Annotated in this window: 18 protein-coding genes; 14 read left to right on the top strand and 4 right to left on the bottom strand. The window is 65.3% G+C overall.

Translation table 11 applies throughout. The annotated features are described in order from the left end of the window. The first annotated feature begins 165 nt into the window (after positions 1-165). From QUV25_RS03300 to QUV25_RS03280, 5 genes are all read left to right on the top strand, one after another. Positions 166-1,449, top strand: coding sequence for a PQQ-dependent sugar dehydrogenase (locus QUV25_RS03300; RefSeq protein WP_300861279.1), 1,284 nt, complete (start codon positions 166-168; stop codon positions 1,447-1,449). An 81-nt stretch (positions 1,450-1,530) separates the two neighbouring features. Continuing rightward, entirely contained in the window at positions 1,531-1,845 is a 315-nt protein-coding gene (locus QUV25_RS03295; RefSeq protein ID WP_300861278.1) for a cytochrome c, read from the top strand. Next, positions 1,845-3,971, top strand: coding sequence for a TonB-dependent receptor (locus QUV25_RS03290; RefSeq protein ID WP_300861276.1), 2,127 nt, complete (start codon positions 1,845-1,847; stop codon positions 3,969-3,971). Before QUV25_RS03295 ends, QUV25_RS03290 begins: the two co-directional genes overlap by 1 nt. A 138-nt stretch (positions 3,972-4,109) precedes the next feature. Then, a complete protein-coding gene (gene ychF, locus QUV25_RS03285; protein WP_300861274.1) occupies positions 4,110-5,201 on the top strand; it encodes a redox-regulated ATPase YchF in 1,092 nt (363 codons plus the stop codon). A gap of 11 nt (positions 5,202-5,212) precedes the next feature. Next, on the top strand, positions 5,213-5,992 hold the full coding sequence (locus tag QUV25_RS03280; RefSeq protein ID WP_300861272.1) for an RNA pseudouridine synthase: 780 nt from the start codon (positions 5,213-5,215) through the stop codon (positions 5,990-5,992). A 10-nt stretch (positions 5,993-6,002) separates the two neighbouring features. Here the strand turns inward: QUV25_RS03280 and QUV25_RS03275 are convergent, their stop codons facing one another. Together QUV25_RS03275 and QUV25_RS03270 are read right to left on the bottom strand one after the other, a co-directional pair. Further along, positions 6,003-7,187 (bottom strand): MFS transporter, encoded by a 1,185-nt coding sequence (locus QUV25_RS03275; RefSeq protein ID WP_300861270.1) that lies wholly within the window; start codon positions 7,185-7,187, stop codon positions 6,003-6,005. Between the two features lie 50 nt (positions 7,188-7,237). Beyond that, positions 7,238-7,723: a YqaA family protein gene (locus QUV25_RS03270; RefSeq protein WP_300861268.1), complete on the bottom strand. Its 486-nt coding sequence runs from the start codon at positions 7,721-7,723 to the stop codon at positions 7,238-7,240. Between the two features lie 142 nt (positions 7,724-7,865). Here QUV25_RS03270 and dusB point away from each other — a divergent pair, with 142 nt between their 5' ends. The 3 genes from dusB to purH all read left to right on the top strand — a co-directional run bounded on the left by dusB (position 7,866) and on the right by purH (position 10,966). Then, positions 7,866-8,906, top strand: a complete 1,041-nt coding sequence (dusB, locus tag QUV25_RS03265; RefSeq protein WP_300861267.1) for a tRNA dihydrouridine synthase DusB — start codon at positions 7,866-7,868, stop codon at positions 8,904-8,906. A 61-nt stretch (positions 8,907-8,967) separates the two neighbouring features. Further along, positions 8,968-9,207: a helix-turn-helix domain-containing protein gene (locus QUV25_RS03260; RefSeq protein WP_300861266.1), complete on the top strand. Its 240-nt coding sequence runs from the start codon at positions 8,968-8,970 to the stop codon at positions 9,205-9,207. Positions 9,208-9,379: 172 nt separating this feature from the next. Further along, positions 9,380-10,966, top strand: coding sequence for a bifunctional phosphoribosylaminoimidazolecarboxamide formyltransferase/IMP cyclohydrolase (gene purH / locus QUV25_RS03255; protein ID WP_300861264.1), 1,587 nt, complete (start codon positions 9,380-9,382; stop codon positions 10,964-10,966). A 132-nt stretch (positions 10,967-11,098) separates the two neighbouring features. Here purH and hemL read toward each other — a convergent pair whose 3' ends face one another. Together hemL and QUV25_RS03245 are read right to left on the bottom strand one after the other, a co-directional pair. After that, positions 11,099-12,394 (bottom strand): glutamate-1-semialdehyde 2,1-aminomutase, encoded by a 1,296-nt coding sequence (gene hemL / locus QUV25_RS03250; protein ID WP_300861263.1) that lies wholly within the window; start codon positions 12,392-12,394, stop codon positions 11,099-11,101. Positions 12,395-12,515: 121 nt separating this feature from the next. Further along, on the bottom strand, positions 12,516-13,448 hold the full coding sequence (locus tag QUV25_RS03245) for a bifunctional hydroxymethylpyrimidine kinase/phosphomethylpyrimidine kinase (protein ID WP_300861262.1): 933 nt from the start codon (positions 13,446-13,448) through the stop codon (positions 12,516-12,518). A gap of 166 nt (positions 13,449-13,614) precedes the next feature. On the opposite strand from QUV25_RS03245, the gene QUV25_RS03240 reads away from it, so the two are divergent. From QUV25_RS03240 to QUV25_RS03215, 6 genes are all read left to right on the top strand, one after another. Continuing rightward, complete coding sequence (locus tag QUV25_RS03240; RefSeq protein ID WP_300862005.1) at positions 13,615-13,767, top strand: rubredoxin; 153 nt, start codon at positions 13,615-13,617, stop codon at positions 13,765-13,767. 85 nt (positions 13,768-13,852) lie between these two features. Beyond that, a complete protein-coding gene (locus QUV25_RS03235) occupies positions 13,853-14,248 on the top strand; it encodes a response regulator (protein WP_300861260.1) in 396 nt (131 codons plus the stop codon). After that, on the top strand, positions 14,248-14,613 hold the full coding sequence (locus QUV25_RS03230; RefSeq protein WP_300861258.1) for a response regulator: 366 nt from the start codon (positions 14,248-14,250) through the stop codon (positions 14,611-14,613). The genes QUV25_RS03235 and QUV25_RS03230 overlap by 1 nt, the downstream gene beginning before the upstream one ends. Before the next feature lie 38 nt (positions 14,614-14,651). Next, positions 14,652-15,188, top strand: coding sequence for a chemotaxis protein CheW (locus QUV25_RS03225; protein ID WP_300861257.1), 537 nt, complete (start codon positions 14,652-14,654; stop codon positions 15,186-15,188). A 66-nt stretch (positions 15,189-15,254) separates the two neighbouring features. Continuing rightward, a complete protein-coding gene (locus tag QUV25_RS03220; RefSeq protein WP_300861255.1) occupies positions 15,255-17,507 on the top strand; it encodes a methyl-accepting chemotaxis protein in 2,253 nt (750 codons plus the stop codon). 44 nt (positions 17,508-17,551) lie between these two features. Continuing rightward, on the top strand, positions 17,552-23,644 hold the full coding sequence (locus QUV25_RS03215) for an Hpt domain-containing protein (protein ID WP_300861254.1): 6,093 nt from the start codon (positions 17,552-17,554) through the stop codon (positions 23,642-23,644). Positions 23,645-23,779: the final 135 nt, after the last annotated feature.

The following is a 23,779-nucleotide window of genomic DNA, read 5'->3' as shown; positions in this document are numbered from 1 at the left end:
GCGATTCGGCGGCAGCGCGTCAATCGCTCCGGCGACGCGTCGCGAACGAGACATTTCCTAGACCATAAAGCTAGCATGGGTTTTTTCCGAGCCTGCTTTGCGTCACAGAATGAATCGCCCGGAAAAGAGTTTCCGGGTGAATTACATCCACAAGAGGAGACACACATGAAGAGCACAAAACTGGTGCTGGCCTTGATGGCCTGCGGCTTGGCCACGGCGGCGATGGCGCAAGCGGGGAAAGACAACCTCGCCACACTCAAGCAGATGAAGGTGTCAGGGGTTGATCTCAACATCCCGGTCGTGCCGCAGGAGGGGAAGAATGCGGCCGCCATCCGGGCCAACCTCAAGGCGGTGAAGCTGCCGCCGGGTTTCAAGATCGAGTTGTATGCCGTGGTACCCGATGCGCGCCACATGGCGGTGGCACCGTCCACCAACATGCTGTTCGTGGGCACCCGCAAGACATCGGTCTGGGCGGTGACCGACCGCAACGGCGATGGCACGGCCGACGAGGTCAAGCAATTTGCCCCGAGCCTGAAGTTTTCCAACCCGAATGGCGTGTGCTGGACCAAGGACGGCTTCCTGATCGTGGCCGAGCACAACCGCGTGCTCAATTTCCCCGCTGCCGAGTTCTTCTATGAAGGCCCGGATGTGGCGGTGATCGAGGTGGTGCCGCAAGGCGGGCTGATTCCGGTGGAAGAGGAGTCGTTCAACCACGGCGCGCGCACCTGCCGCGTGGCCGACGATGGCAAGCTCTACATCACGTTGGGCCAGCCCTACAACGTGCAGCCCGCCGGAAAGGTGGCCTTGTACGAAAAGCTCGGCATTGGCGGCATGATTCGCATGAATGCCTTCGATGGCTCGGGCCGTGAGGTGGTGGCCAAAGGTGTGCGCAACTCGGTCGGCATGGACATCAACCCCAAGGACAAGGTGGTCTGGTTCACCGACAACCAGACCGACGGCATGGGCGATGAAACGCCGCCGGGCGAACTCAACCGCATCACCAAAGCCGGGGGCGAGCATTTTGGTTACCCCTTCATCCACGGCAACAACGTTCAGATCGCTGGTACCGCGGCCGCACCGGATCTGAAGGACATGAAGGCGCCAGCGGCCTGGACCAAGCCGCAAGTGGAGTTCCCTGCGCATCAGGCCCAACTGGGCATGACGTTCTACAGTGGCAAGCAGTTCCCGGCCAAGTACCAGAATGGCATGTTTGTGGCGGCCCACGGTTCCTGGAACCGCTCTAAGCCCACGGGCGCACTGATCAACTTCGTGCCGCTGAACCCGGATGGCACGGCCGGCAAGTCTGAGGTCTTTGCCGACGGCTGGCTGGACGAAAACGGTGTCTACAAAGGCCGCCCGGTGGATGTGGCGCCGATGAAGGATGGTTCGCTGCTGATCTCCGACGATTACGTGGGTGCGATCTACCGCGTGACCTACTCCGCCAACTGATCGGGCCCTGCGCACGCAGCCACGCACGGGCGATCCGCTTGGGTCGCCCGTGCTGTCACGACTTACAACTTGGTTTCTGCCATGCGAACTTCCCTTTTTCTGGTCGCGTTGACGCTGGCCCTGGGCGCTGCTCAGGCCCAGGATGCGGCTGCGGGCCGTGTCAAGGCCGCGGCCTGTGCCGTCTGCCACGGCCGCAACGGCATCTCCATGGCCCCCAACGCGCCCCACCTGGCTGGCCAGCCCGCCATTTACCTGGTCGAGCAACTCAAGCACTACCGCAGCGGTCAGCGCAGCCATGAGGTCATGGGCGTGATCGCCAAACCCTTGACCGACACTGAAATCGACAACCTCGCCGCGTGGTACGCCTCACTGCAAATCAGCGTGCAGGTGCCCTGATGCATCACGCATCCTCGAACGCCTCGCTGCGCTGGCTGGCGCTTTCACCGTTGCTGGCTTTGCCGGCACTCCTTCATGCTCAGACCAGCGCCCCGGCGCTCGAGTCCGATGGCGGCTCCCTGGCCCCGGTGGTCATCATCGGCAGCGGTTCGGCCGAGCAGCGCTGGCGCAGCAGCGCTACCGCCGACGTGGTCTACGGCAGCGAGCTGCGCGATGGCCAGTTGCAGATCAACCTGTCCGAAAGCTTAGGTCGTGTGCCCGGCCTCGTCATTCGCAACCGCGAGAACTACGCGCAGGATTTGCAGGTCTCCATCCGAGGTTTTGGCGCGCGCTCCACCTTTGGCATCCGCGGCCTGCGCTTGTTTGTCGACGGCATCCCGGCCAGCGCGCCCGACGGTTCGGGGCAGGCGGCCAACTTTCCGCTGGGCAGCGCCGAGCGCATTGAAGTGGTTCGTGGCCCATTCGCTTCGCTCTACGGCGCTTCCAGCGGTGGCGCGATCCTGCTCTACACCGAAGACGGCGGCCAGCCCGGCGAGTGGCGCACCGGCCTGGCCCTGGGCTCGAATGGCCTGTGGCGCTTGTCGACGCAGGTCAAGGGTCAGACCGGCACGCCCCAGGCGCCCGGCTGGTCGTACACGCTCGATGCCGGCAAGTTCGCCACCGATGGCGCAAGGCCGCAATCTGAAGCCGATCGCAGCACGCTCAACGCCAAGCTCTCGCGCCCGCACGAGGGCGGCCGCACCACGCTGGTGTTCAACCGACAGATCGCTTTTGCGCTGGACCCCCAGGGTTTGACGCAAGCGCAGTACGACGCCGATGCCGAGCAGACCGCGCCGCAGCCGGTGCTCTTCAACACGCGCAAATCGGTCTCGCAGACGCAAGTGGGGCTGGCCTGGGAGCAGGCACTGGGAGGCGGCCACAAGCTAGAGCTCATGGGCTATGGCGGACAGCGCCGTGTCATTCAGTTCCAGTCGATTCCGCCCGGTGCACAGGCTGCGCCCAGCAGTTCCGGTGGCGTGATCGATCTGGACCGCGACTACGGTGGCTTCAACGCGCGTTGGCGCCTGCAGACCGACTGGCAGGGCGGTCGGCTCGATGTGAGCGCCGGGCTGGCGGGAGACCGGCAGTCGGACCTGCGCCGCGGGTACGAAAACTTTGTGGGCACCACGGTGGGCGTGCTGGGCGCGCTCCGGCGAGACGAAACCAACCGCGCCACCACGCTCGATCCCTACCTGCGCGCCTCTTGGCAAAAGGCAGACTGGACACTGGAAGGCGGCCTGCGCCGCGTCAACGCGCGCTACAGCTCGGACGACGTGTTCCTGTCCAACGGCGACCAGAGTGGCTCGACCCAGTTCAGCGGTTACCTGCCCGTGGTGGGCGTGCGTTGGCAGCTCACGCCCCAGCTGCAAAGTTATGCAGCGATTGGCCGCGGCCTGGAGACGCCCACGTTGAACGAGGCCGCCTACCGTCCCGACGGCACCGCCGGCTTCAACACCGACCTCAACGCCTCGCGCAGCACCAGCGCCGAAGTGGGCTTGCGCGGGCGCAATGCGGCGGGTCTGTGGAATGCCACGTTGTTCGACATTCGCACGAAAGACGAAATCGTTTCAGCCGGTACCAGCAACGGGCGCGCCACCTTCACCAACGGCGGCACCACACGCCGCCAGGGCCTGGAGTTGTCGGCGGAGTACGGCCTGGGCAATGTCACGCTCTCCAGCGCTTACACCTACCTGCGCGCGCGCTACGGCAGCGGCACCGCCAGCATCCCGGCTGGCAACCGCCTGCCCGGCTTGCCGGAGCAACAGCTGTTCGCCCAAGTCGGCTGGGCGCCGGGCTTTGCCGCTGACATCGGCGGCCAGTTCGCGCTGGAGGCCCGCCACAGCAGCAAAGTGTTCGCCAACGATGCCAACACCGCACAGGCCGCGGCCTACACCTTGCTGGGCTTGTCCGCCCGCTTCGAGCAAACCGCCGGCGCCTGGACCTGGCGCCAGTTCGTTCGCATCGACAACCTCATGGACCGGAAGTACGTTGGCTCGGTCATCGTGAACGACGGCAACAGCCGCTTCTTTGAGCCCGGGCTCGGTCGGGCGGTGTCGGTGGGGGTGGAGCTGTCGCGGCGCTTTTGAACGGGCTGGGCAATGGGCAGGCGGTTTTCGGACGCATCACAGGGTGAAGTCATCTGCGGTTCGTCGCATGTCGGCATCGATGACGCAGGGGCAGCCCCGTAAAATGCCGGGTTACCCACAGAACCCGAAAGTCCCGACATGAGCCTTCAATGCGGCATCGTGGGCCTGCCCAACGTTGGCAAGTCCACCCTCTTCAACGCGCTGACCAAAGCCGGCATCGCGGCCGAGAATTACCCCTTCTGCACCATTGAGCCCAACACCGGGGTGGTGGAAGTGCCCGATCCTCGGCTCGCCCAGCTGGCGGAAATCGTCAAGCCCGAGCGCGTGGTGCCGGCCATTGTGGAGTTCGTGGACATCGCCGGCCTGGTGGCCGGGGCGAGCACGGGCGAAGGGCTGGGCAACAAGTTTCTGGCGCACATCCGCGAGACCGATGCCATCGTCAACGTGGTGCGTTGTTTTGAAGACCCGAACGTGATTCACGTGGCCAACAAGGTCGACCCGATTGCCGACATCGAGGTGATCCAGACCGAGCTGTGTCTTGCCGATCTGGCCGCGGTGGAAAAAGCTTTGCACCGCGTGCAAAAAACGGCGCGCTCGGGCGACAAGGAATCGATCAAGCAGGTGGCGATTCTGGAGCGTTGTCAGGTGGCGCTCAACGACACCCAGCCGGTGCGCACGATCGCCTTCAGCAAGGAAGAACAGGCCCAGCTCAAGCAGTTTTTCCTGATCACCGCCAAGCCGGCGATGTTCGTGGCCAACGTGGCCGAGGACGGTTTTGAGAACAACCCGTTCCTGGATCGTCTGCAGGCCTTCGCGGCCAAACAGAATGCGCCGGTGGTGGCGATCTGCGCCAAGATCGAGGCCGAGCTGTCCGAGATGGACGACGCCGACCGCCTTGAATTCCTGAAGGAGCTGGGGCAGGACGAGCCAGGGCTGAACCGACTGATCCGCGCGGCCTACCAACTGCTCGGGCTGCAAACCTACTTCACCGCCGGGGTGAAAGAGGTGCGTGCGTGGACCATCCACAAGGGCGACACCGGCCCGCAGGCCGCCGGCGTGATCCACACCGATTTTGAGAAGGGCTACATCCGCGCCCAGACCATCGCCTTCGACGACTTCATCAGCTACCAGGGTGAGCAGGGTGCCAAAGACGCTGGCAAGATGCGCGCCGAGGGCAAGGAGTACGTCGTGAAAGATGGCGACGTCATGAACTTCCTGTTCTCTTCTTGAGCGTGACTCACATGGCAGGCGCCGAACCCCAGCGCCTGGCCAAGCGGTTGTCGGCGCAGTTGCCCTGTTCGCGCAGCGATGCCGAGCGCTACATCGCTGGCGGCTGGGTGCGGGTGGACGGCGTGGTGGTGGAATCGCCCATGGCCCGCGTGACCGCCGGGCAGACCGTCACCCTCGACTCCAAGGCGCAGCTCGAAGATCTGGCCTCGGTCACGCTGGTGTGGCACAAGCCTGCTGGGGTGGTGCTGCCCGAGATCACCCTGCCCGGCGATGCGCCCCTTCCCGACGCACTGGCAGCACAGTGGTTTGTGCCCAGCCAACGTTTCAAGGGCGACCGTTCCGGAGTGCGACCCCTCAAGATTCACCTGCACAAGCTGCTGGTCGCTGCCCCGCTGGCGCCGCTGGCCAGCGGCCTGATGGTGTGGACGCAGAACCCGGGTGTGGCGCGCAAGATTTCCGATGCGGGCGCGGCCATCGAGCACGAATGGCTGGTCACCGTCGCCGATGACCCGGGCCTGGACGACGCCGCGCGGCGCGATGCGGTGTTGAAATCGTTCCAGCAGGCGCTGTTTTTTGAAGGCTGGGCGGTGCCGAGTGCGCGGGCCAGCTGGCAAAGTGAGCGCCGCCTGCGGCTGGCGATCAAAAACACGCGACCCGGCCAGGTGGCGCACCTTTGTGAGCGTGCCGGCGTGGTCCCGACGGCGGTGCACCGCCTGCGCCTGGGCCGCATCGGATTGGGCGGGCTGGCGGTTGGCCAGTGGCGTTACCTGATGCCTTACGAGCGTTTCTGAAAGGGTGAAATCAGGCGCGCATCGTCCGCCGCGCCGCCCACACGCTCAGGGCCATGGCCAGCCCCATCATCACCAGCCCCACTTCGTGCAGGCGCAGCATCTGACCTTGCGCGATCAGCACACCGCCCAGGGCCGCGCCCAGTCCCTGACCGCCGTACATGGCCGAGGTGTTGAGTGCGATCGTGGCCGAGGCCAGATCGGGTGACAGGTTCACCAGGCGTGCCTGTTGCGCAGAGTTGGCCGCAAAGCAGCCGATGGCCCAGGGCACCAGCACCAGCGCCTGCTGCCAGAAGCCGAGCCGGCCCAGCGGCCACAGCAGCAGCGAGATCGCCATCGCGCTCATCATCCATAGCGCGGCGCGAGGTGCTCCGATCTGGTCGATCCAGCGCGACAGGCCGACGTTGCCCAGGAATCCGAAGGCGCCGAACCAGAGAAACATCAGCGACAGCGCGCCGCCGCTCATACCCAGTGTCTGCACAAAATAGGGAGCGAAATACGAGAACAGCGTGAACTGCGCAAATGACATCAGCAGCGTCACACCTACGGTCAACATCAGCGCCGATGAGCCCAGAGTCTTGCCCCAGGCCTTTCGCGACAAGGCTGCGGGCCGGATGCCGTTGGGCATCTCGTGCCAGACCCAGGCCGCGCTCATGAGTGACATCAGCGCCACCAGCGCAAACGCCCAGCGCCAGCCCAGGTCGTTGCCGATCCAGGCGGACAAAGGCATTCCCATGACCGAGGCCACCGACCAGCCGAGAAACACAAAAGTCACCGCGCGCCCGCGCTGCGCCGGTGGCACCAGCAGTCCCACGCTGGCTGCAGCCTGAGGCGTAAAGATCGCAGGAGCAATCACCGCCAGCACGCGCAGCGGCAGCAGCGCGGTGTAGCTCGGCGCGACGGCGCAGATGGCGGTGAGAACACCGTACCAGATCAAGGAGAGGGTGAGCAGGCGGCGCCGGTCCCAGCCCGCGACCACCGACGCGAACATCGGTGCACCCAGCCCCATCAGGATCGCCGCGGCTGTGATCAGCTGACCGGCCTGCGGGATCGATATGCCGAGCGAAATGCTGATGTCGTTGAGCGTGCCAGGCACCACCATCACCCCGGTGCCAATCACGAAGTTGCCCGCCATCAGCGCCCAGAGGGCGCGCGGCAGCGGTGTGCTGGCAGCGCTGGGCAGGGTGGGGGTGTGCATCAGAGGTCGGTCAGGCAGCGGGTGTCAGACCGGCAGTATCGCTCCGCCGATCAGAGCGGCAGTCCCCCGGGGAAAACCCACAGCAGTGCGGCCGTCATCGTGACGTAGCGCGCGAACTTTCCGATGGCCATGTAGAGCACGCAAGGCCAGAACGGAAACTTCAGCCAGCCTGCCACCGCACACAGCGGGTCGCCCACCCCCGGCAACCAGCTCAGCAGGCAGGCCTTGGGACCGAATCGCTCCAGCCAGCGCAAGGCGCGCAGTTCGGTCGGCTGGCCATGGCGCACCTTGTCGACCGCGGTGTGGGCGCCATACCCCATGAGCCAGGACACCGCCCCCCCGAGGGTGTTGCCCGCGGTGGCCACGGCCATGGTCGGCCAGAACAGATCGGGGTTGAGCTTGAGCAGACCGAACACCACCGCCTCCGAGCCCAGAGGCAGCAAGGTGGCCGACAGGAAGGAAACCACAAACACCGTGCTCAGGCCCAATTCGGGCATGGCCAGCGCCTGCATCAGAGAGTGGATCCAGTCGGGCATGGTGGGTGGTGTCTGGCAGATGGTGGTGAAGCGGTGGCGAGCATATCGCCTGCTAAAAAAAGAGGCAGATACAATGCCCCTCCCACGCCCAGGTTCTCTCGGCGCCGCACGACCAACTGCCCTCGCCTGATTCTCCCACCCCATGCAACTGGGTCCGTTCACATTGCCCAATGCCTTGTTCGTCGCGCCCATGGCCGGCGTCACGGATCGGCCGTTTCGCAAGCTGTGCAAGCGGCTGGGGGCCGGTTATGCGGTGAGCGAAATGGTGACCTCGCGCCCTGATCTGCAGGACAGCCTGAAGACCTCGCGCCGCGCCAACCACGAGGGTGAAGCGGCGCCAATTGCGGTGCAGATCGCCGGCACCGATGCGCAGATGATGGCCGATGCCGCGCGCTACAACATCGACCGCGGCGCGCAGATCATCGACATCAACATGGGCTGTCCGGCCAAGAAGGTCTGCAACAAGTGGGCCGGTTCGGCGCTCATGCAGGACGAAGCGCTGGCCATTGGCATCGTCGAGGCGGTGGTCGCTGCCTGCCTGCCGCATGGCGTGCCCGTCACACTCAAGATGCGCACCGGCTGGTGCGCCCAGGTGCGCAATGCACCAGGCCTCGCGCTGGCGGCCGAGCGCTCTGGCGTGCAGATGCTCACGGTGCATGGCCGCACGCGCGAGCAAGGCTACAAAGGCTTCGCCGAACACGATACGGTGGCGCACATCAAGAGTCGCGTGGGCATTCCGGTGGTGGCCAATGGCGACATCAGCAGCCCCGAGGTGGCGCAAGATGTGCTCGCGCGCACGGGTGCCGACGCCATCATGATCGGTCGTGCGGCGCAGGGGCGACCCTGGATCTTCCGTGAAATCGCACACTTTCTGGCCACGGGTGAACACCTCCCACCCCCCGACCTGAAGGAGGTCAGAGGCTGGCTGCTCGATCACCTTGAGGATCACCATTCGCTCTACGGCGAGCACACCGGCGTGCGCAGCGCGCGCAAACACCTGGGCTGGTACGCGCAGGCGCTGCCGCTTCCACCCGGCGCCGTCGCCCGTTTTCGCGCCCACATCAACGGGCTGACCACGGCTCGCGCTCAGCTCGATAGCGTTCGCGACAGCTTCGACGCCTGGGCCGCTGGCCTCGACGCGCCGCACCACCCGTCACAAGAAGAATGGAAACTGGCCGCATGATCACAGCGCAGGACCACTCCCCACACGCTCCCGCCGGAGTGCGCAGCACGGAGGTGATGGCATGAGCCAGCAGAACAACCTGCACGACTGTGTTCGTGCCAGCCTGGAGGCCTATTTCCAGGATCTCAATGGCACCGATCCGGCCGGCCTGCACGAGATGCTGGTCAAAGCGGTCGAAAAGCCCCTGCTGGAGGTGGTCATGCAGCAGTCGCAGAACAACCAGTCGCGCGCTGCCCAGTGGCTCGGCCTGAATCGCAACACCTTGCGCAAGAAGCTGGTCGAACACAAACTGATGGAATAGAGCTCCCCCTGCGCCGCTTCGCGTCACCCCCTTCTCACGCCTTCGGCGGGAAGGGAGCGGCACCTGTGGCCCGGCAAAGCCGGTTCCACGGTGCCCCTCAATGGCGTGCCCCCACTCGGTTCGGCGCGCATTTCGACAACCGATCTGAAACCTTCCTCCTCCAATACCTCACATGCGCGCTCTCATCTCTGTCTCAGATAAAACCGGTATCTTCGAGCTTGCCCAAGCGCTGCACGGCCTGGGCGTGGCCCTGATCTCCACGGGTGGCACCGCGAAGCTGCTGGCCGAAGCTGGCCTGCCCGTCACCGAGGTGGCCGAGGTCACCTCGTTTCCTGAAATGCTCGATGGCAGGGTGAAGACCCTTCACCCCAAGGTGCACGGAGGCCTGCTGGCGCGCCGCGACCTGCCCGAGCACATGGCGGCGTTGAAGACCCATGGCATCGAAACCATCGACCTGCTGGTGGTGAACCTCTATCCCTTCGAGGCCACCGTGGCCAGGCCGGGCTGCACCCTGGACGACGCAATCGAAAACATCGACATCGGTGGCCCAGCCATGGTGCGCAGCGCGGCCAAGAACTGGAAAGACGTGGCGGTGCTGACCGATGCGGCTCAGTACGCGGCGGTGATCGAGGAGCTCAGGACCAGCGGCCGGCTCAGCGACAAGACCCGCTTCGCGCTGTCGGTGGCGGCGTTCAACCGCATCAGCCAGTACGACGGCGCCATCAGCGATTACCTCTCGAGCATCTCCTTCGAGGAGGGCGTCAGCGTACCCACGCGCAGCGAATTCCCGGGTCAGGCCAACGGCCGTTTCGTCAAGCTGCAGGACCTGCGCTACGGCGAGAATCCGCACCAGACGGCGGCTTTCTACCGCGACCTGTTTCCGGCGCCCGGCTCGCTGGTCACAGCCAGGCAGTTGCAGGGCAAGGAGCTGAGCTACAACAACATCGCCGACGCCGATGCTGCCTGGGAATGCGTCAAGAGCTTTGAGGCGCCCGCCTGCGTGATCGTGAAGCACGCCAACCCCTGCGGCGTGGCCGTGGGACGAGACGCACTGGAGAGCTACAGCAAAGCCTTCCAGACCGATCCGACCAGTGCCTTTGGCGGCATCATTGCCTTCAACCGTCCGGTGGACAAGGCCGCGGCCGAGGCGGTGAGCAAACAGTTTGTCGAAGTGCTGATGGCGCCAAGCTATTCAGCCGAAGCGCTGGCCATCTTTCAGGCCAAAGCCAATGTTCGGGTGCTGGAGATTGCGTTGCCGCCGGGGGGGGTAACAGCGTGGGACCAAGGTCTGAACCTCACCGACATCAAGCGCATCGGCTCGGGCCTGTTAATGCAAAGCGCCGATAACCATGTGCTCTCGCGGACCGACCTGAAGGTGGTCACGAAAAAGCAGCCCACCGAGCAACAGCTCGACGACCTGCTGTTCGCGTGGAAAGTGGCCAAGTTCGTCAAATCCAACGCCATCGTGTTCTGCAAAGGCGGCATGACCATGGGCGTGGGCGCTGGCCAGATGAGTCGCCTGGATTCGGCGCGCATCGCCAGCATCAAGGCCGGTCACGCCCAGCTCTCGCTGGCGGACACGGCGGTGGCCAGCGATGCCTTTTTCCCGTTCCGCGATGGCCTGGATGTGGTGGTCGATGCCGGCGCCAGCTGCGTCATCCAGCCGGGTGGTTCGATGCGCGACCAGGAGGTGATCGATGCAGCGGATGAGCGCGGTGTGGTCATGGTGACGACTGGGGTCCGGCACTTCAGGCACTGAGTTTGACCCACCCCTGCGACGCGCCTGCGGCGCGTCACCCCCTCAAGGGGGCGCCACTGGCGGCCCGCCAAAGCCGGTTCCGCGGTGGCCCTAGAACCAGGCACTTCTCTCCGCGCGACTTGCCTGGTTTCGTTACAGCGTCTTGAAGACTTCGCGGGCTGCTGCCACGGTGTCCGCAATGTCTTGTGCGGTGTGTGCAGCGCTGACAAAGCCGGCTTCGTACAGCGCGGGCGCGATGTAGACGCCGCGATCCAGCAGACCGTGGAACAGCTTGTTGAAGGTGGGACCGTCGGTGGTCATGACCTTGGCGTAGTTCTGCGGCAGCTCGGCAAACAAGAAGATGCCGAACATGCCGCCTTCGCTGTCGCCGCACAGCGTCACGCCTTCTGCGGCCGCAGCGCCGGTCAGCCCGCTCACCAGCGATTGGGTTGTGGCCGACAGCGCTTCAAAAAAGCCGGGCTTCCTGATTTCTTTCAGCGTGGCCAGTCCGCAGGCCGTGGCCACCGGGTTGCCGCTCAGGGTGCCGGCCTGGTAGACCGCGCCGAGCGGCGCGAGCTGCTCCATCACCGCGCGCTTGGCGCCAAACGCGGCCAGCGGCATGCCGCCGCCAATCACCTTGCCCATGACCGTCATGTCGGGCTCGAAGCCGGGAATCAGCTTCGCGTAGACGCTTTGTGCGCCGCCGAGTGCCACGCGAAAACCCGTCATCACCTCGTCAAACGCGAGCAGGGCACCGTGCTGGGTGCACAGCTCGCGGCAGCGCGTCATGAACGGCACCGACGCGCGAACGAAGTTCATGTTGCCTGCGATGGGCTCGATCATCAGGCAGGCGACTTCGGCGCCGTGTTCCTTGAATGCCGCTTCGAGCTGCTCGATGTTGTTGTATTCGAGCACGATGGTGTGTTGCACCACCTCGGGCGGCACGCCCGCGCTGGTGGGGTTGCCGAAGGTGGCCAGGCCCGAGCCGGCCTTGACCAGCAGCGCGTCGGCATGGCCGTGGTAACAGCCTTCGAACTTGATGATCTTTTTGCGCCCAGTGGCGCCGCGGGCCAGGCGGATGGCGCTCATGCCGGCTTCGGTGCCCGAGCTCACTAGGCGCACCATGTCGATGCTGGGGACCAGCTCTACGATGGCCTCGGCCAGCTCGACCTCGCGCTCGGTGGGCGCGCCAAATGAGAAGCCGTCGAGCGCCGCCTTTTGCACCGCCTCCAGCACCGCAGGGTGACCGTGGCCCAGGATCATCGGGCCCCAGGAACCGATGTAGTCGATGTATTTCTGACCGTTAGCATCCCAGAAATGGGCGCCCTGAGCCCGCTGCACAAAGCGCGGTGTGCCGCCCACCGCCTTGAAGGCGCGAACGGGCGAATTCACGCCGCCGGGAATCAGGGTCTTGGCACGTTCAAACAGGGCTTGGTTGCGGTCGGTCATGGCAGTTGTCTCGGGTCTCTTTGTCGTGGTGGGGTTGGTCTAAAGGTGTAGGCGCCTCAGCGCGAGTGTCCCGCATTCGACATCCCCCAGCGGTTCACACGGGCGGCCAGGCCCCGGGCAGTCAGTGGCGCGTAGTGTCCAGCGGGAAATCATCGGGATCGATGGCGCTCTCGGGGCTGTCTTCGGCGTCGCCTGGAGCGGCGCCGTCGGTCTCGTCGTGGGCCCAGAACAGGCGATCCGGCACGGCATGGCCCATGCCGGGCTGGAATCCGGCGTCCAGACACTGGTCCAGGTAGGTCAGCGCTTCGGCGCAGGCCGCCTGCAGGTCGGAGCCGCCTGCAATCAACGCGCACAAAGCAGCCGACAGAGTGTCTCCGGCGCCACTGAAGGTGGCCTCAAAACGCTCGTAGCGCGCACTGGCCAGCACGGTCTCGGGGCTGGCGAGGTGGCTTTCCAGGTACTGATCGGCGGCATTGAAGCCCGTGACCAGCGTGTAGGGCACGCCATGCACCGCGGCGGCACGCGCCACCTCGCGCGGCGGCGGTGGCTTGTCGCCTTCCCAGTCGGGCAGCAGCCAGCGGCACAGCGTGCTGTGGTTGCCCACCAGCACCGTGGTCTGCGGCAGCAGCAGCTCAACGCATGCATCGAGGTAGGTGTCGATCGCCAGTTCGTCCCACCAGGACAGATCGGGCATGTAGGTGACGACCGGCACGTTGGCGTAATCGGTCGTGATCTCTGCGATGGCTGCCAGGTTTTCCGGGCTGCCGACGAAACCGACCTTGAAGGCCGCCACCGGGATGTCTTCCAGAGCGCAGCGCGCCTGGTCCGACACCGCCTCTTCGTCGAACGCGATGTGATCGTGGATCTCGGTGGTGTCGCGCACCCAGGTGCCGGTGAGCACGGGCAGCACATGCACCGACGCACTGGACATGGCCGTCACGTCGGCCGCCAGGCCGCCGGCGCCGCTGGGGTCGTTGGTATTGAACACCATCACACACGGCAGGGACACGTCGGCGGCGGCGTCCGTCGGGCTGGGTGTGGTCGGGTCGGTCATGGTGGTGGCTCTGGGGTTCAGAGCGCAGAAAAAAACGAGCCAGATGCGCGTCTGTCGCATGGGGAAAACCAGCGGTCAATTCAACGGGCTGGCTCGGGAGGGCTCGATACAATGCAGCGATTCTAAGACAACGACCCCTGTGACCATGACCGAAACCAAGACCTGGATGTGCCTGATTTGCGGCTGGATTTACGATGAAGCCGCAGGCGATCCGGAACATGGCATCGCGGCAGGCACTGCCTGGGCCGACGTGCCGATGAACTGGGTGTGCCCCGAGTGCGGTGCCCGCAAGGAAGATTTTGAGATGGTGCAGATCTGAGTGGTGCCTTGCGCGGTTCATCCACCGGGTGTGCCGTGAGGGTTGAGCAAGCCCGCGTTCCCCCGTTTACAGGAGCAATTCCATCGTGAGCAACAGCCCGAGCTACAAGGTCCTGGTGGTGGACGACAGCAACACCATCCGGCGCAGTGCGGAGATATTTCTCAAGCAGGGCGGCCATGAGGTGCTGCTGGCTGATGACGGCTTCGACGCCCTGGCCAAAATCAACGACTACCAGCCAGACCTCGTGTTCTGCGACATCCTCATGCCGCGCCTCGATGGCTACCAGACCTGCGCCATCATCAAACGCAATGCGCGCTTTGCCAACATCCCGGTCGTGATGCTGTCGTCCAAGGATGGTGTGTTCGACAAGGCTCGCGGGCGCATGGTGGGCTCGCAGGACTACCTCACCAAACCCTTCACCAAAGACCAGCTGCTGCAGGCCGTGCAGCAGTTCGGTGCCAACCTGACTGGAGCCTTGTGATGTCGATCAAAAACGTGCTGGTGGTGGATGACTCCAAGACCGAGCTGATGGTGCTGTGTGATTTGTTGGGTAAAAACGGCTACACCGTCCGTACCGCCGAGAATGCCGAGGAGGCCTTTCGTCGGCTCGGTGAGGGAAAGCCCGACTTGATCCTGATGGACGTGGTGATGCCCGGTCAGAATGGCTTTCAGCTGACGCGTGCTATCGCCCGCGATCCTCAGTACTCGTCCATTCCCATCATCATGTGCACCAGCAAAAATCAGGAGACCGACCGTGTTTGGGGCATGCGCCAAGGCGCGCGTGACTACGTCACCAAGCCGGTCAATGCCGAAGAGTTGTTGTCCAAGATCCAGGCGCTGGGCTGACGCCTGAAGGCGTCTTCCACCGACCAAGAACCTCCAGCATGGCCAACCGACAGTCACTCAAGGAATTACAGGAACGACTGGCCCGACGCCTGAGCGCAGCCCGATCCGAAGTTGCCACTGCATCCTGGTTGGCGGTGGAAGCCGGTGGCCAGCGCTACCTGATGCCGCTGGTTCAGTCCGGCGAGATCTTCCCTTGGACGACGGTACAGGAAGTGCCTTACACCAAGCCTTGGTATGTCGGCGTGGCCAGTCTGCGCGGTGGCCTGCAGGGCGTGATCGACCTGGGTGCCTTGCTGCACCGCAGCGGACCTGTCCTGGCGCCCGTGAGCGAGCGCGTGAGCTCGGATTCACGCATGGTGAGCCTGCACACGGCGCTGGGCATCAATGCGGTGCTGCTGATTGATCGGCTGCTGGGTTTGCGCAACCCAGCGATGTTCAACGCGGTTGACGAGCGCCTGCCGGACGCTCCGGCTTGTTTTGGCCACCGCCTGATCGACGCAAAGGGACAGGCCTGGCAGGAGCTGGATCTGCAGGCCTTGTCGACCGAACCCGAATTCATGGCCATTGCGGCCTGATGCGCGCACCGTCTGCCGGGTGTCCGGCACCGTTTTTTTGATGTTTTTCCGTTGGAAGGTAAGTTCATGGCCGCACTAGATCGATTCTCGGGACTGCTCAAGAAGAAGTCCGCCGATGCGGTGGACCTCGATGACGTGGCCACACAAGACCTCGCCGAGGTGGCTGCCGCTCGGCTGGCGCCAGATCCTGCTGGCGAAGACTTTGCCGAAAGCCGCCTGGCTGCTGACGACCTGGAGCCGGAGTCCGAGACTGGCACGGTGACCGTTCCGCTGCTGGGCCGCAAGTCGGCCGACCAGCATCAGCGCACCTTGCTGACCTTGCTGGGCGTCAGCCTGTTGCTGCTGGTGGGTGCGGCGGTGTACGTGCTGAACCAGACCGACAAGGCCAGCCAGCAAGTGGCGGCCAGCGGTCAGGCGCTGATGCAGTCGCAGCGGCTGGCCAAGAGCGTGTCCCAGGCGCTGATCGGCAGCGAGTCGGCGTTTCCCGAGGTGAAGGAGAGTGCCGAGGTGCTGGCCCGCAACCTGCGCGGTCTGAAACAAGGAGACGCCGAGCTCGGGCTCGATCCGCTGGGGGCTGGCCTTGCCGCTGAACTGGACGCCCTGATGCCCAAAATCGATCAGGCCGAGGCCAATGCCGCGGCGGTGCTGGCGCAGCAGGAGATTCTGACCCAGGTGGGAACCGCGCTGCGCACCATCAACCGCCAGTCGTCCGATTTGCTGGAGATCGCCGAGACGGTGTCCTCGCTGAAGCTTCAGCAGAACGCGCCAGCCGCGGAAATTTCGGCGTCTGGCCAGCTGGTGATGCTGACCCAGCGAATCGGTAAATCGGCCAACGAATTCCTGACCATGGAGGGTGTGAGCCCCGAGGCGGTGTTCCTGCTCGGCAAGGACCTGAATACCTTCAAGGAAGTGTCTGAAGGCTTGCTCAAGGGCAGCGAAGAGCTGCGCCTTTCGCCCTCGCGAGACCCGCAGGTGCGCGAACGGCTGGAAGCACTGCTGGCGCTGTACGAACAGACCCGCACCGAAGCCGGTGCCATTCTCGGCAACCTGCAAGGTCTGGTGTCGGCACGCGAAGCACAGGCCAGCATCATCACCGACAGTGAGCCGCTGCGCCTGGGCCTGCAAAAGGTGCAGGACGGGGTGTCGGCGGGTTCGGGCCTGGGCGGCGTGCAGCTGCTGGGGCTGATGCTGCCTGCGCTGCTGGCGCTGGCCAGCGGTGTGGGTTTGGGTTATGTGCGTCTGCAGGACAGCCGGCAACGACAGCTCACGGCGGAGAACCAGCGCCTGGCTGCCGAATCGCAGCAGCAGGACGCCAAACGCGTCAACGACGCCAACCAGGCCGCCATTCTGCGTCTGATGAACGAGCTGCAGACGGTGGCCGAGGGCGACCTCACCCAGGAAGCCACGGTGACCGAGGACATCACCGGTGCCATCGCCGACTCGGTGAACTACACGGTGGAAGAGCTGCGATCCCTCGTGGGCAACGTGCAGGCCACGGCTACGCGCGTGGCGCAAACCACCTCGGCAGTGGAAAGCACCTCCACCGAGCTGCTGGCCGCGTCCAACGAACAGCTGCGGGAGATTCGCGAGACCGGCCAGTCGGTGGTGGACATGGCGCAGCGCATCAACGAGGTATCTGGTCAGGCGCAGGAATCGGCCCAGGTGGCACGCGTCTCGCTGCAGGCGGCCGAGTCCGGTCTGCAGGCGGTGCAGGATGCCATCGGCGGTATGAACGCCATTCGCGACCAGATCCAGGAAACCTCCAAGCGCATCAAGCGGCTGGGCGAGTCGTCCCAGGAAATTGGTGAGATTACCGAACTGATTTCGGACATCACGGAACAGACCAACGTGCTGGCTCTGAACGCCGCCATCCAGGCCGCATCGGCGGGTGAAGCCGGTCGGGGTTTCTCGGTGGTGGCGGAAGAGGTGCAGCGACTGGCTGAGCGCTCGGCAGACGCCACGCGCCAGATCTCGGCGCTGGTGAAGGCGATTCAGACCGACACGCAGGATGCGGTGGCCGCCATGGAGCGCTCCACGCAGGGTGTGGTCGAAGGGGCCAAGCTGTCGGACAACGCCGGCGGCGCACTGACCGAGATTGATCGCGTCTCGCGCCGACTGGCCGAACTGATTGAACAAATCTCCAGCGCTACCTCACGCGAAGCCGAACAGGCCAACGAAGTGGCCGGCAACATCCAGCACATCTTTGCGGTGACCGAACAGACCGGTGAGGGTACGCGCTCCACCGCACAGCAGGTGCGTGAGCTCTCGGCCATGGCCGAAGAACTGCGCCAGTCGGTTGCCCGATTCAAGATTGCTTGAGCGGCGTCACACGCAGCCCCCAAGATCAGGAAGTCCCGAAGACCATGCTCGACACCGCCACCGACAGCTTGCAGCCGGACGCACCGCTGGCCGACCTCGGTCCGTTGGCCTGGGTCTTTGAGGAACTTCGCAAATCGCTGGACAACGCCAACAAGGCCATCAAGCGCTTTGTTCGCGAGACCGAGCAGTCTCGCTCCAGCGACCTGGAGGCAGTGGATCCCGGCTCGTTGCGCATGGCGCGCCAGCAGCTGCATCAGGCTGTGGGTGCACTGGAAATGGTGGGCCTGGCCCCACCGGCGCATGTGTTGCGTGCGATGGAGGCCGCGGTGCAGCGTTTTGTGCAGCGCCCCGAGGTCTGTACCCCGGCCGCGGCCAGTACCGTGGAGCGCGCCAGTTTTGCGCTCATCGAGTACCTCGAAGCAGTGCTCAACAACAAGCCAGTGCAGCCGGTGGCCCTGTTCGCACAGTACCGCGAGGTGCAGGAGCTGGCAGCTGCAGAACGGGTGCACCCGGCCGACCTCTGGTCATTTGACCAGCACGGCGTGGACCTGCCCGCCGCCACCGGAGTGACCGCGCTTCGATGCGACGCCCCCATGCGCTCGCTGTTTGACCGCCTGGTTCTGTTGCTGGTCAAGACCCAGAGCCCGGCCTCGGCCCAACAACTGACGAAACTGTGTGCTGGTCTGTCGGCAGGTGCTGCTGCGCCCCGGGCCTGCACGTTCTGGCGCGTGGCGGCCGGCTTTTTCGAAGCCGTGTCCCACCAGCTGCTGGTACCCGACGTGTTCGTCAAACGCGCGGCTTCGCGCATCCTGCTCCAGTTCGCCACCTTCGCCCAGGGGCAGACCCAGGTGTCCGAAACCCTGTTGCGCGATCTGCTGTTTTTCTGTGCCCAGGCCAGCGGCGCAACGCCAGAAAAAACACCTCACCTGATCGCTGTCCGCCAGGCGTTTGGCTTTAACCACATGCAGGTGGTCGACTACCACCAGGCCACGCTGGGGCGATACGACCCCGCCGTACTGGTACAGGCCCGAAAGCGCATCCAGGCGGCCAAAGAAGCCTGGTCGCTGTTTTCCGGTGGCGATGTCAGCCGCGCGCGCCAGGTGCAGGACCAGATCGGCCTGATCGGCGATTCCCTGCTCAAACTGCATCCGGCCAGCACCGTCCTGGCTCGCGCGCTGGTCAAAGCGGCGGAAGCCGCTACCCATGAAGCGGGCGGTGTGCGTCCCGAACTGGCCATGGAAGTGGCCACGACCACCTTGTACCTGGAGGCGGCGTTCGAAGACTTCGATCCGAACGACGAAGAGATGACGCTGCGCACCCAGGCCCTCGCCGAGCGGCTCGAAGGCGTGCTCTCCGGGGTGGCGGCTCAGCCGCTTGATGCCTGGATGGAGCAGCTGTACCGGCGCGTGAGCGATCGGCAAACCATGGGCAGCGTGGTCGGTGAACTCAAGGTTTCGCTCGGTGAGGCGGAGAAGTCGCTCGACCAGTTTTTCCGTTTTCCGCGCGAAAAGGCGGGTCTGCATGTGGCAGTGTCGCAGCTGGCGCAGATGCGCGGCGTGCTTTCGGTGCTGGGCATGGACCAGGCAGTGCAGACCGTAGCCCGCATGCGTGCCACCGTCGACGAAATCCTGGACACCGAGGTGGACGAAACGCAGGCCCGAGAGGCCGGTACCTTCCAGCATCTGGGCAACAACCTGAGCGCGCTGAGTTTCCTGGTGGACATGCTCAACTACCAGCCTGCGCTGGCCAAAAAGCTGTTCGTGTTTGACGAAGAGAAAGGCGAGTTGCTGCCCCTGATGGGCCGGCACGCGACGCCGGTATCGGGTGGCAAGCCCGCGCAGCAGGACGCCGACGACATCAGCGCAGGTCTGCAGCGCGTGGTCGAAGACGCCCAAGGCGACACCAACCTCGCCGAGCTCACCGAGCAGCTCGATCATCTGGCCAACCAGGCCTCGCTGGCCGATCAGACCGGCGTGGCCCGCGCCGCGCGCGATGCCGCGCAGGCGATGGCGAGCCAGGACGCTGAAGCGGGTGCCCGCGCCCTGGTCGACCTGAGCCAGGCCTCGATCCTCAAGACGGCGGAGCCGCCTGCGGTCTCGCCGGTGAGCGAAGACGACGAAGACGATTTGCAGGACATTTTCCTGGAAGAGGCTCGTGAGGTGGTGGGCAATGGCCTGGAGGCGGTCACCCAGCTGCGGGAACAGCCCGCCGACCTGGAGAGCATGACCACTCTGCGGCGCGCTTTTCACACCCTCAAAGGCAGCTCACGCATGGTGGGTCTCAACGAGTTGGGCGAGGCCGGCTGGGCAATGGAGCAAATGCTCAATGCCGCGCTGGCCGAGCAACGACCCGCCCGCAGCGAGCTGCTTGATGTGTCGCAAGAAGCCATGCGGGCCTTTGCCCGCTGGGTTGAAGACATTGCCGGCCAGCGCGACGCGGGCTGGAGCGCTGCACCATTTCGCGCCAGCGCGGAGGCCTGGCGCAACGAGGCGCGTTACCTGCCGCTGCAGCCATTTGCCCCGGCGCAGTCCGTACCCACACCCGTCGCGGATGAGGCGTTTCCGGTCGAGGTCGATCCTGCCCTTGAGTCGGCGGGCGCCGCAGGCGAGGCCACAGGCGAGCCCTTGGTTGAGCCTGTCCAGAACTCCTCCGATGCATCGCCGGCAGACGTTCCGGACATGGACCTGGCTGTTGACCTTCCGCTGTCCGCCTCGGGCGAGCCGTCCGAAGTTGATGCCGTCGAGACCACCACCGCGGCGCTGGGCGAGACGTCCGCCGAAGATCTGTCAAGTCTGGACGCCGATCCGCTGATGGCCAACCTGGGTGAGCCGCCCGCTGCCACGTCGTTGCCAGCGATGTTCGAGGACATCGACTTCGGCAGCCTGTCTGCCTTGAGCGCCAAGGCGCTTGGCACGCCAGCGGTGGAAGAACAATCCGCTGCAGAGCCGCTGCCTGAAGCCGAAAACCAGAGCGCGGCGTCGATGTTCGACGAAATCCCTCTGGATGCGCCCGAGCTGCCCCAGCTGGGCGACGACACGTCCGTCGAGGAATCGGGGCTGTCCGAGTCCGTTGAAGCGCCTGCCGAGACCGAGCAGACGATGGCAGACAGCACAGAAGACATCGCCGACGAGCAGACCAAGGTCATCGGGCCGCTGCGCATTGGCATCAAGCTGTACAACGTGTACCTGAACGAGGCCGATGAGTGGTCGCGTCGCCTGTGCACCGAGCTGGCGGAGTGGGCGCTGGAGCGCCACAAATCAGCGCCTGCGCAGGCCGAGTCCCTGGCCCATTCGTTGGCGGGCAGTTCTGCCGCGGTGGGTTTCCAGCCCTTGTCGGGTATTTCCCGCGCACTCGAACACGCCATCGACACCGTGCGTCAGCACCAGCGCGCCGGATGGGTGGCGACACCCGAAGTGGCCCAGCTGTTTGTCGACGCATCCGAGGACATCCGGCGCCTGCTGCACCAGTTTGCTGCCGGCTTCCTCAAGGATCCCAACCCCGACCTGCTGGCCGCCCTGCACCTGGTGGTGCACGAGCCCTTGCCTGAGTCGCAAGGCGATGTCGCCTCCGAGTCGGCAGACGGTCTGGACATCGAGATCTCCACCCAGTGGGGCGATGCGGTGGCCGCGCCAGCGGGTCAGCCCGCCAGCCGCCTGGCCGATTTCGAACCGTCTGCCTTTGCCGAGGCGGCGACCGAGTTCGCGGGCCTGCCGGCGAGCGAGCCTGGCATGCGGGGACCGGTGCAGGACATCGACGACGACATCGACGCGCTGGACACCATCGACGTCGACCTTTTCCCCATCTTTGCCGAAGAAGCTCAGGAGCTGCTGCCTCAGCTGGGTGGCGCCCTGCGCCAGTGGGTGGCGCGCCCCGACAACGCCAGCGCGCGTGCTGAGGTGCTGCGCAATCTGCATACGCTCAAGGGCAGCGCTCGTCTCGCCGGCGCTCTGCGCCTGGGCGAGATGACCCACCGCATGGAGACCACGATCGAGCGCATGGGCTCGGATGTGCAACGCGGCGCGGACCTGGAGCCTGTGCAAACCGCCTTCGACGCCATCGAGGTGCGTTTTGAGTTGCTGCGCCAAACCAGCCCAGAGGCCCGGGACGTGGTGCAGACCGCTCCAGAAGAGGGTGTTCCTCCAGCCGATGCGCCAGCGGTCGAGTCGCCATTGGCCGACGCCCAGCCGGCCACTGGCGGCCCGGTGGCCCCGGCCCCGGTCGAGTCCGCGACCGGTCTGCAAGGCCTGACACTGCGAGCTCAGCCGGTTTTGGCGCCGTCTCGCGCAGGTGCCGCGGTGCGCGTGAGGCCGGAGCTGCTGGATCGCCTGGTGAACCAGGCGGGCGAGGTCATGATCAGCCGCACGCGCATGGAGTCCGAGCTGGTGACCCTGCGCGGCTCCCTCAAGGAACTCACTGGCAACCTGGACCGGCTGCGCCAGCAACTGCGCGACATGGAGTTGCAGGCCGAAACCCAGATGCAGTCGCGCCTGGCCCAGGCCCGCGACGCCGAGCAGTCGTTTGACCCGCTCGAGTTCGACCGCTTCACGCGGGTGCAGGAGATCACCCGCATGATGGCCGAGTCGGTCAACGACGTGGCCACGGTGCAGCGCAACCTGCAGCGCGCTGTGGAAGCCACCGAAGACAGCCTGGTGGCCCAGGGTCGCCAGACACGCGAATTGCAGCGCGACCTGCTTCGCACGCGCATGGTGGAATTCGAAGGTATATCGGAGCGGCTGTACCGAGTGGTGCGCCAGGCATCCAAAGAAACCGGCAAGCAGGTTCGCCTGGACATCACCGGTGGCAACATTGAAATGGACCGGGGCGTGCTGGACCGCATGACCAGCGCCTTTGAGCACCTGCTGCGCAATTGCGTGGTGCACGGCATCGAGCTTCCGGAAGCGCGGCAGGCCGCGGGCAAGGCCAGCGAAGGCCGCATCGACATCCGCCTGAGTCAGGAGCTCAACGACGTCTCGGTGATCTTCAGCGATGACGGCGCCGGCCTTGATCTTGGCCGCATCCGCGATCGGGCGGCCGAGCTCGGTGTGGCCACCGACGCCGCCAGCCTGAACGACGACGAAGCAGCGCAGCTGATCTTCACACCGGGCCTGAGCACGGCGAGCGAAACCTCGTCACTGGCCGGTCGTGGCATCGGCATGGACGTGGTGCGCGCCGATGTGGTCGCCCTCGGCGGCCGCATTGAAACCCAGTCGCAGCCCGGCCAGGGCACACGATTCAAACTCATGCTGCCCTTGACCACGGCCGTGACCCAGGTGGTGATGGTGCGCGCTGGCACGCTCACCCTGGGTGTGCCCTCCACGCTGGTTGAGGTGGTGCGCCGCGTCACGCCCGACGAATTGGTGCGCGCCTACGAAAGCGGTAGCCTTCCGGTGGCCGGTGAAGCTGTGCCGTTTTACTGGGCCGGTGCGCTGCTGCAGTCGTCACCAGCCTCCCGGGAGCAAGCAGGTCGCACGCTGCCAGTGGTGATTTTCCGAAGCGCGGCACAGCGCGTGGCGATGCACGTGGACGAGGTGCTGGGTAACCAGGAAGTGGTGGTGAAGAACCTCGGTCCGCAGCTCTCGAGACTGCCGGGCCTGGCCGGCATGTCGGTGCTGGCATCCGGTGCCGTTGCCCTGATCTACAACCCGGTGGCGCTGGCCACGGTGTACGGTGCGCAAGTGCCGGCGTGGGTCAAGGAGCAGCGCCAGACCGAGGGACAGGAAGCGGACGGCGGTGCCGCCGAGGCTCTCGCGATCAGTGCCGTGCCGCAGGTGCTGGTGGTGGACGATTCCATCACCGTGCGCCGGGTCACGCAGCGTCTGCTGGTGCGCGAGGGCTACCGCGTCACACTGGCGGCTGATGGTCTGCAGGCACTGGAAAAGCTGCAGCAGGAGCGGCCCACGGTGGTGCTGTCGGACATTGAAATGCCGCGCATGGACGGCTTCGACCTGGTGCGCAACATCCGCAGCGATCCGCGTCTTTCGGATCTGCCGGTGATCATGATCACGTCGCGCATCGCCGAGAAGCACCGCGAGCACGCGCGTGCACTGGGCGTCGATCACTACCTGGGCAAGCCTTACTCCGAAGACGAGCTGCTCGGGCTGATCGCTCACTACGCCCGGGTGGCAGCGGAAGCCTGAACGGCTCCTGGTCCGCCAGCAACCCAAGGACGCTGCAAAGGCACCAAGATCCGGCAACGGGCCGCCCCCAGGCGGATCACCCTCCTCAGGAGGCTGCGACCCGCGCAGCGTAGGGGCGTGGGGGCAGCGGAGATC

This window comes from Hydrogenophaga sp. (assembly GCF_030373245.1).
GTDB lineage: Bacteria > Pseudomonadota > Gammaproteobacteria > Burkholderiales > Burkholderiaceae_C > Hydrogenophaga.
This window is presented reverse-complemented; position numbering and strand designations above follow the sequence as displayed.

What these genes read in the sequence shown, in the direction of transcription:
- QUV25_RS03300 (WP_300861279.1), top strand. Translation starts at nt 166, where the DNA reads ATGAAGAGCACAAAACTGGTGCTGGCCTTGATGGCCTGCGGCTTGGCC.
- QUV25_RS03295 (WP_300861278.1), top strand. Translation starts at nt 1,531, where the DNA reads ATGCGAACTTCCCTTTTTCTGGTCGCGTTGACGCTGGCCCTGGGCGCT.
- QUV25_RS03290 (WP_300861276.1), top strand. Translation starts at nt 1,845, where the DNA reads ATGCATCACGCATCCTCGAACGCCTCGCTGCGCTGGCTGGCGCTTTCA.
- ychF (WP_300861274.1), top strand. Translation starts at nt 4,110, where the DNA reads ATGAGCCTTCAATGCGGCATCGTGGGCCTGCCCAACGTTGGCAAGTCC.
- QUV25_RS03280 (WP_300861272.1), top strand. Translation starts at nt 5,213, where the DNA reads ATGGCAGGCGCCGAACCCCAGCGCCTGGCCAAGCGGTTGTCGGCGCAG.
- QUV25_RS03275 (WP_300861270.1), bottom strand. Translation starts at nt 7,187, where the DNA reads ATGCACACCCCCACCCTGCCCAGCGCTGCCAGCACACCGCTGCCGCGC.
- QUV25_RS03270 (WP_300861268.1), bottom strand. Translation starts at nt 7,723, where the DNA reads ATGCCCGACTGGATCCACTCTCTGATGCAGGCGCTGGCCATGCCCGAA.
- dusB (WP_300861267.1), top strand. Translation starts at nt 7,866, where the DNA reads ATGCAACTGGGTCCGTTCACATTGCCCAATGCCTTGTTCGTCGCGCCC.
- QUV25_RS03260 (WP_300861266.1), top strand. Translation starts at nt 8,968, where the DNA reads ATGAGCCAGCAGAACAACCTGCACGACTGTGTTCGTGCCAGCCTGGAG.
- purH (WP_300861264.1), top strand. Translation starts at nt 9,380, where the DNA reads ATGCGCGCTCTCATCTCTGTCTCAGATAAAACCGGTATCTTCGAGCTT.
- hemL (WP_300861263.1), bottom strand. Translation starts at nt 12,394, where the DNA reads ATGACCGACCGCAACCAAGCCCTGTTTGAACGTGCCAAGACCCTGATT.
- QUV25_RS03245 (WP_300861262.1), bottom strand. Translation starts at nt 13,448, where the DNA reads ATGACCGACCCGACCACACCCAGCCCGACGGACGCCGCCGCCGACGTG.
- QUV25_RS03240 (WP_300862005.1), top strand. Translation starts at nt 13,615, where the DNA reads ATGTGCCTGATTTGCGGCTGGATTTACGATGAAGCCGCAGGCGATCCG.
- QUV25_RS03230 (WP_300861258.1), top strand. Translation starts at nt 14,248, where the DNA reads ATGTCGATCAAAAACGTGCTGGTGGTGGATGACTCCAAGACCGAGCTG.
- QUV25_RS03225 (WP_300861257.1), top strand. Translation starts at nt 14,652, where the DNA reads ATGGCCAACCGACAGTCACTCAAGGAATTACAGGAACGACTGGCCCGA.
- QUV25_RS03220 (WP_300861255.1), top strand. Translation starts at nt 15,255, where the DNA reads ATGGCCGCACTAGATCGATTCTCGGGACTGCTCAAGAAGAAGTCCGCC.
- QUV25_RS03215 (WP_300861254.1), top strand. Translation starts at nt 17,552, where the DNA reads ATGCTCGACACCGCCACCGACAGCTTGCAGCCGGACGCACCGCTGGCC.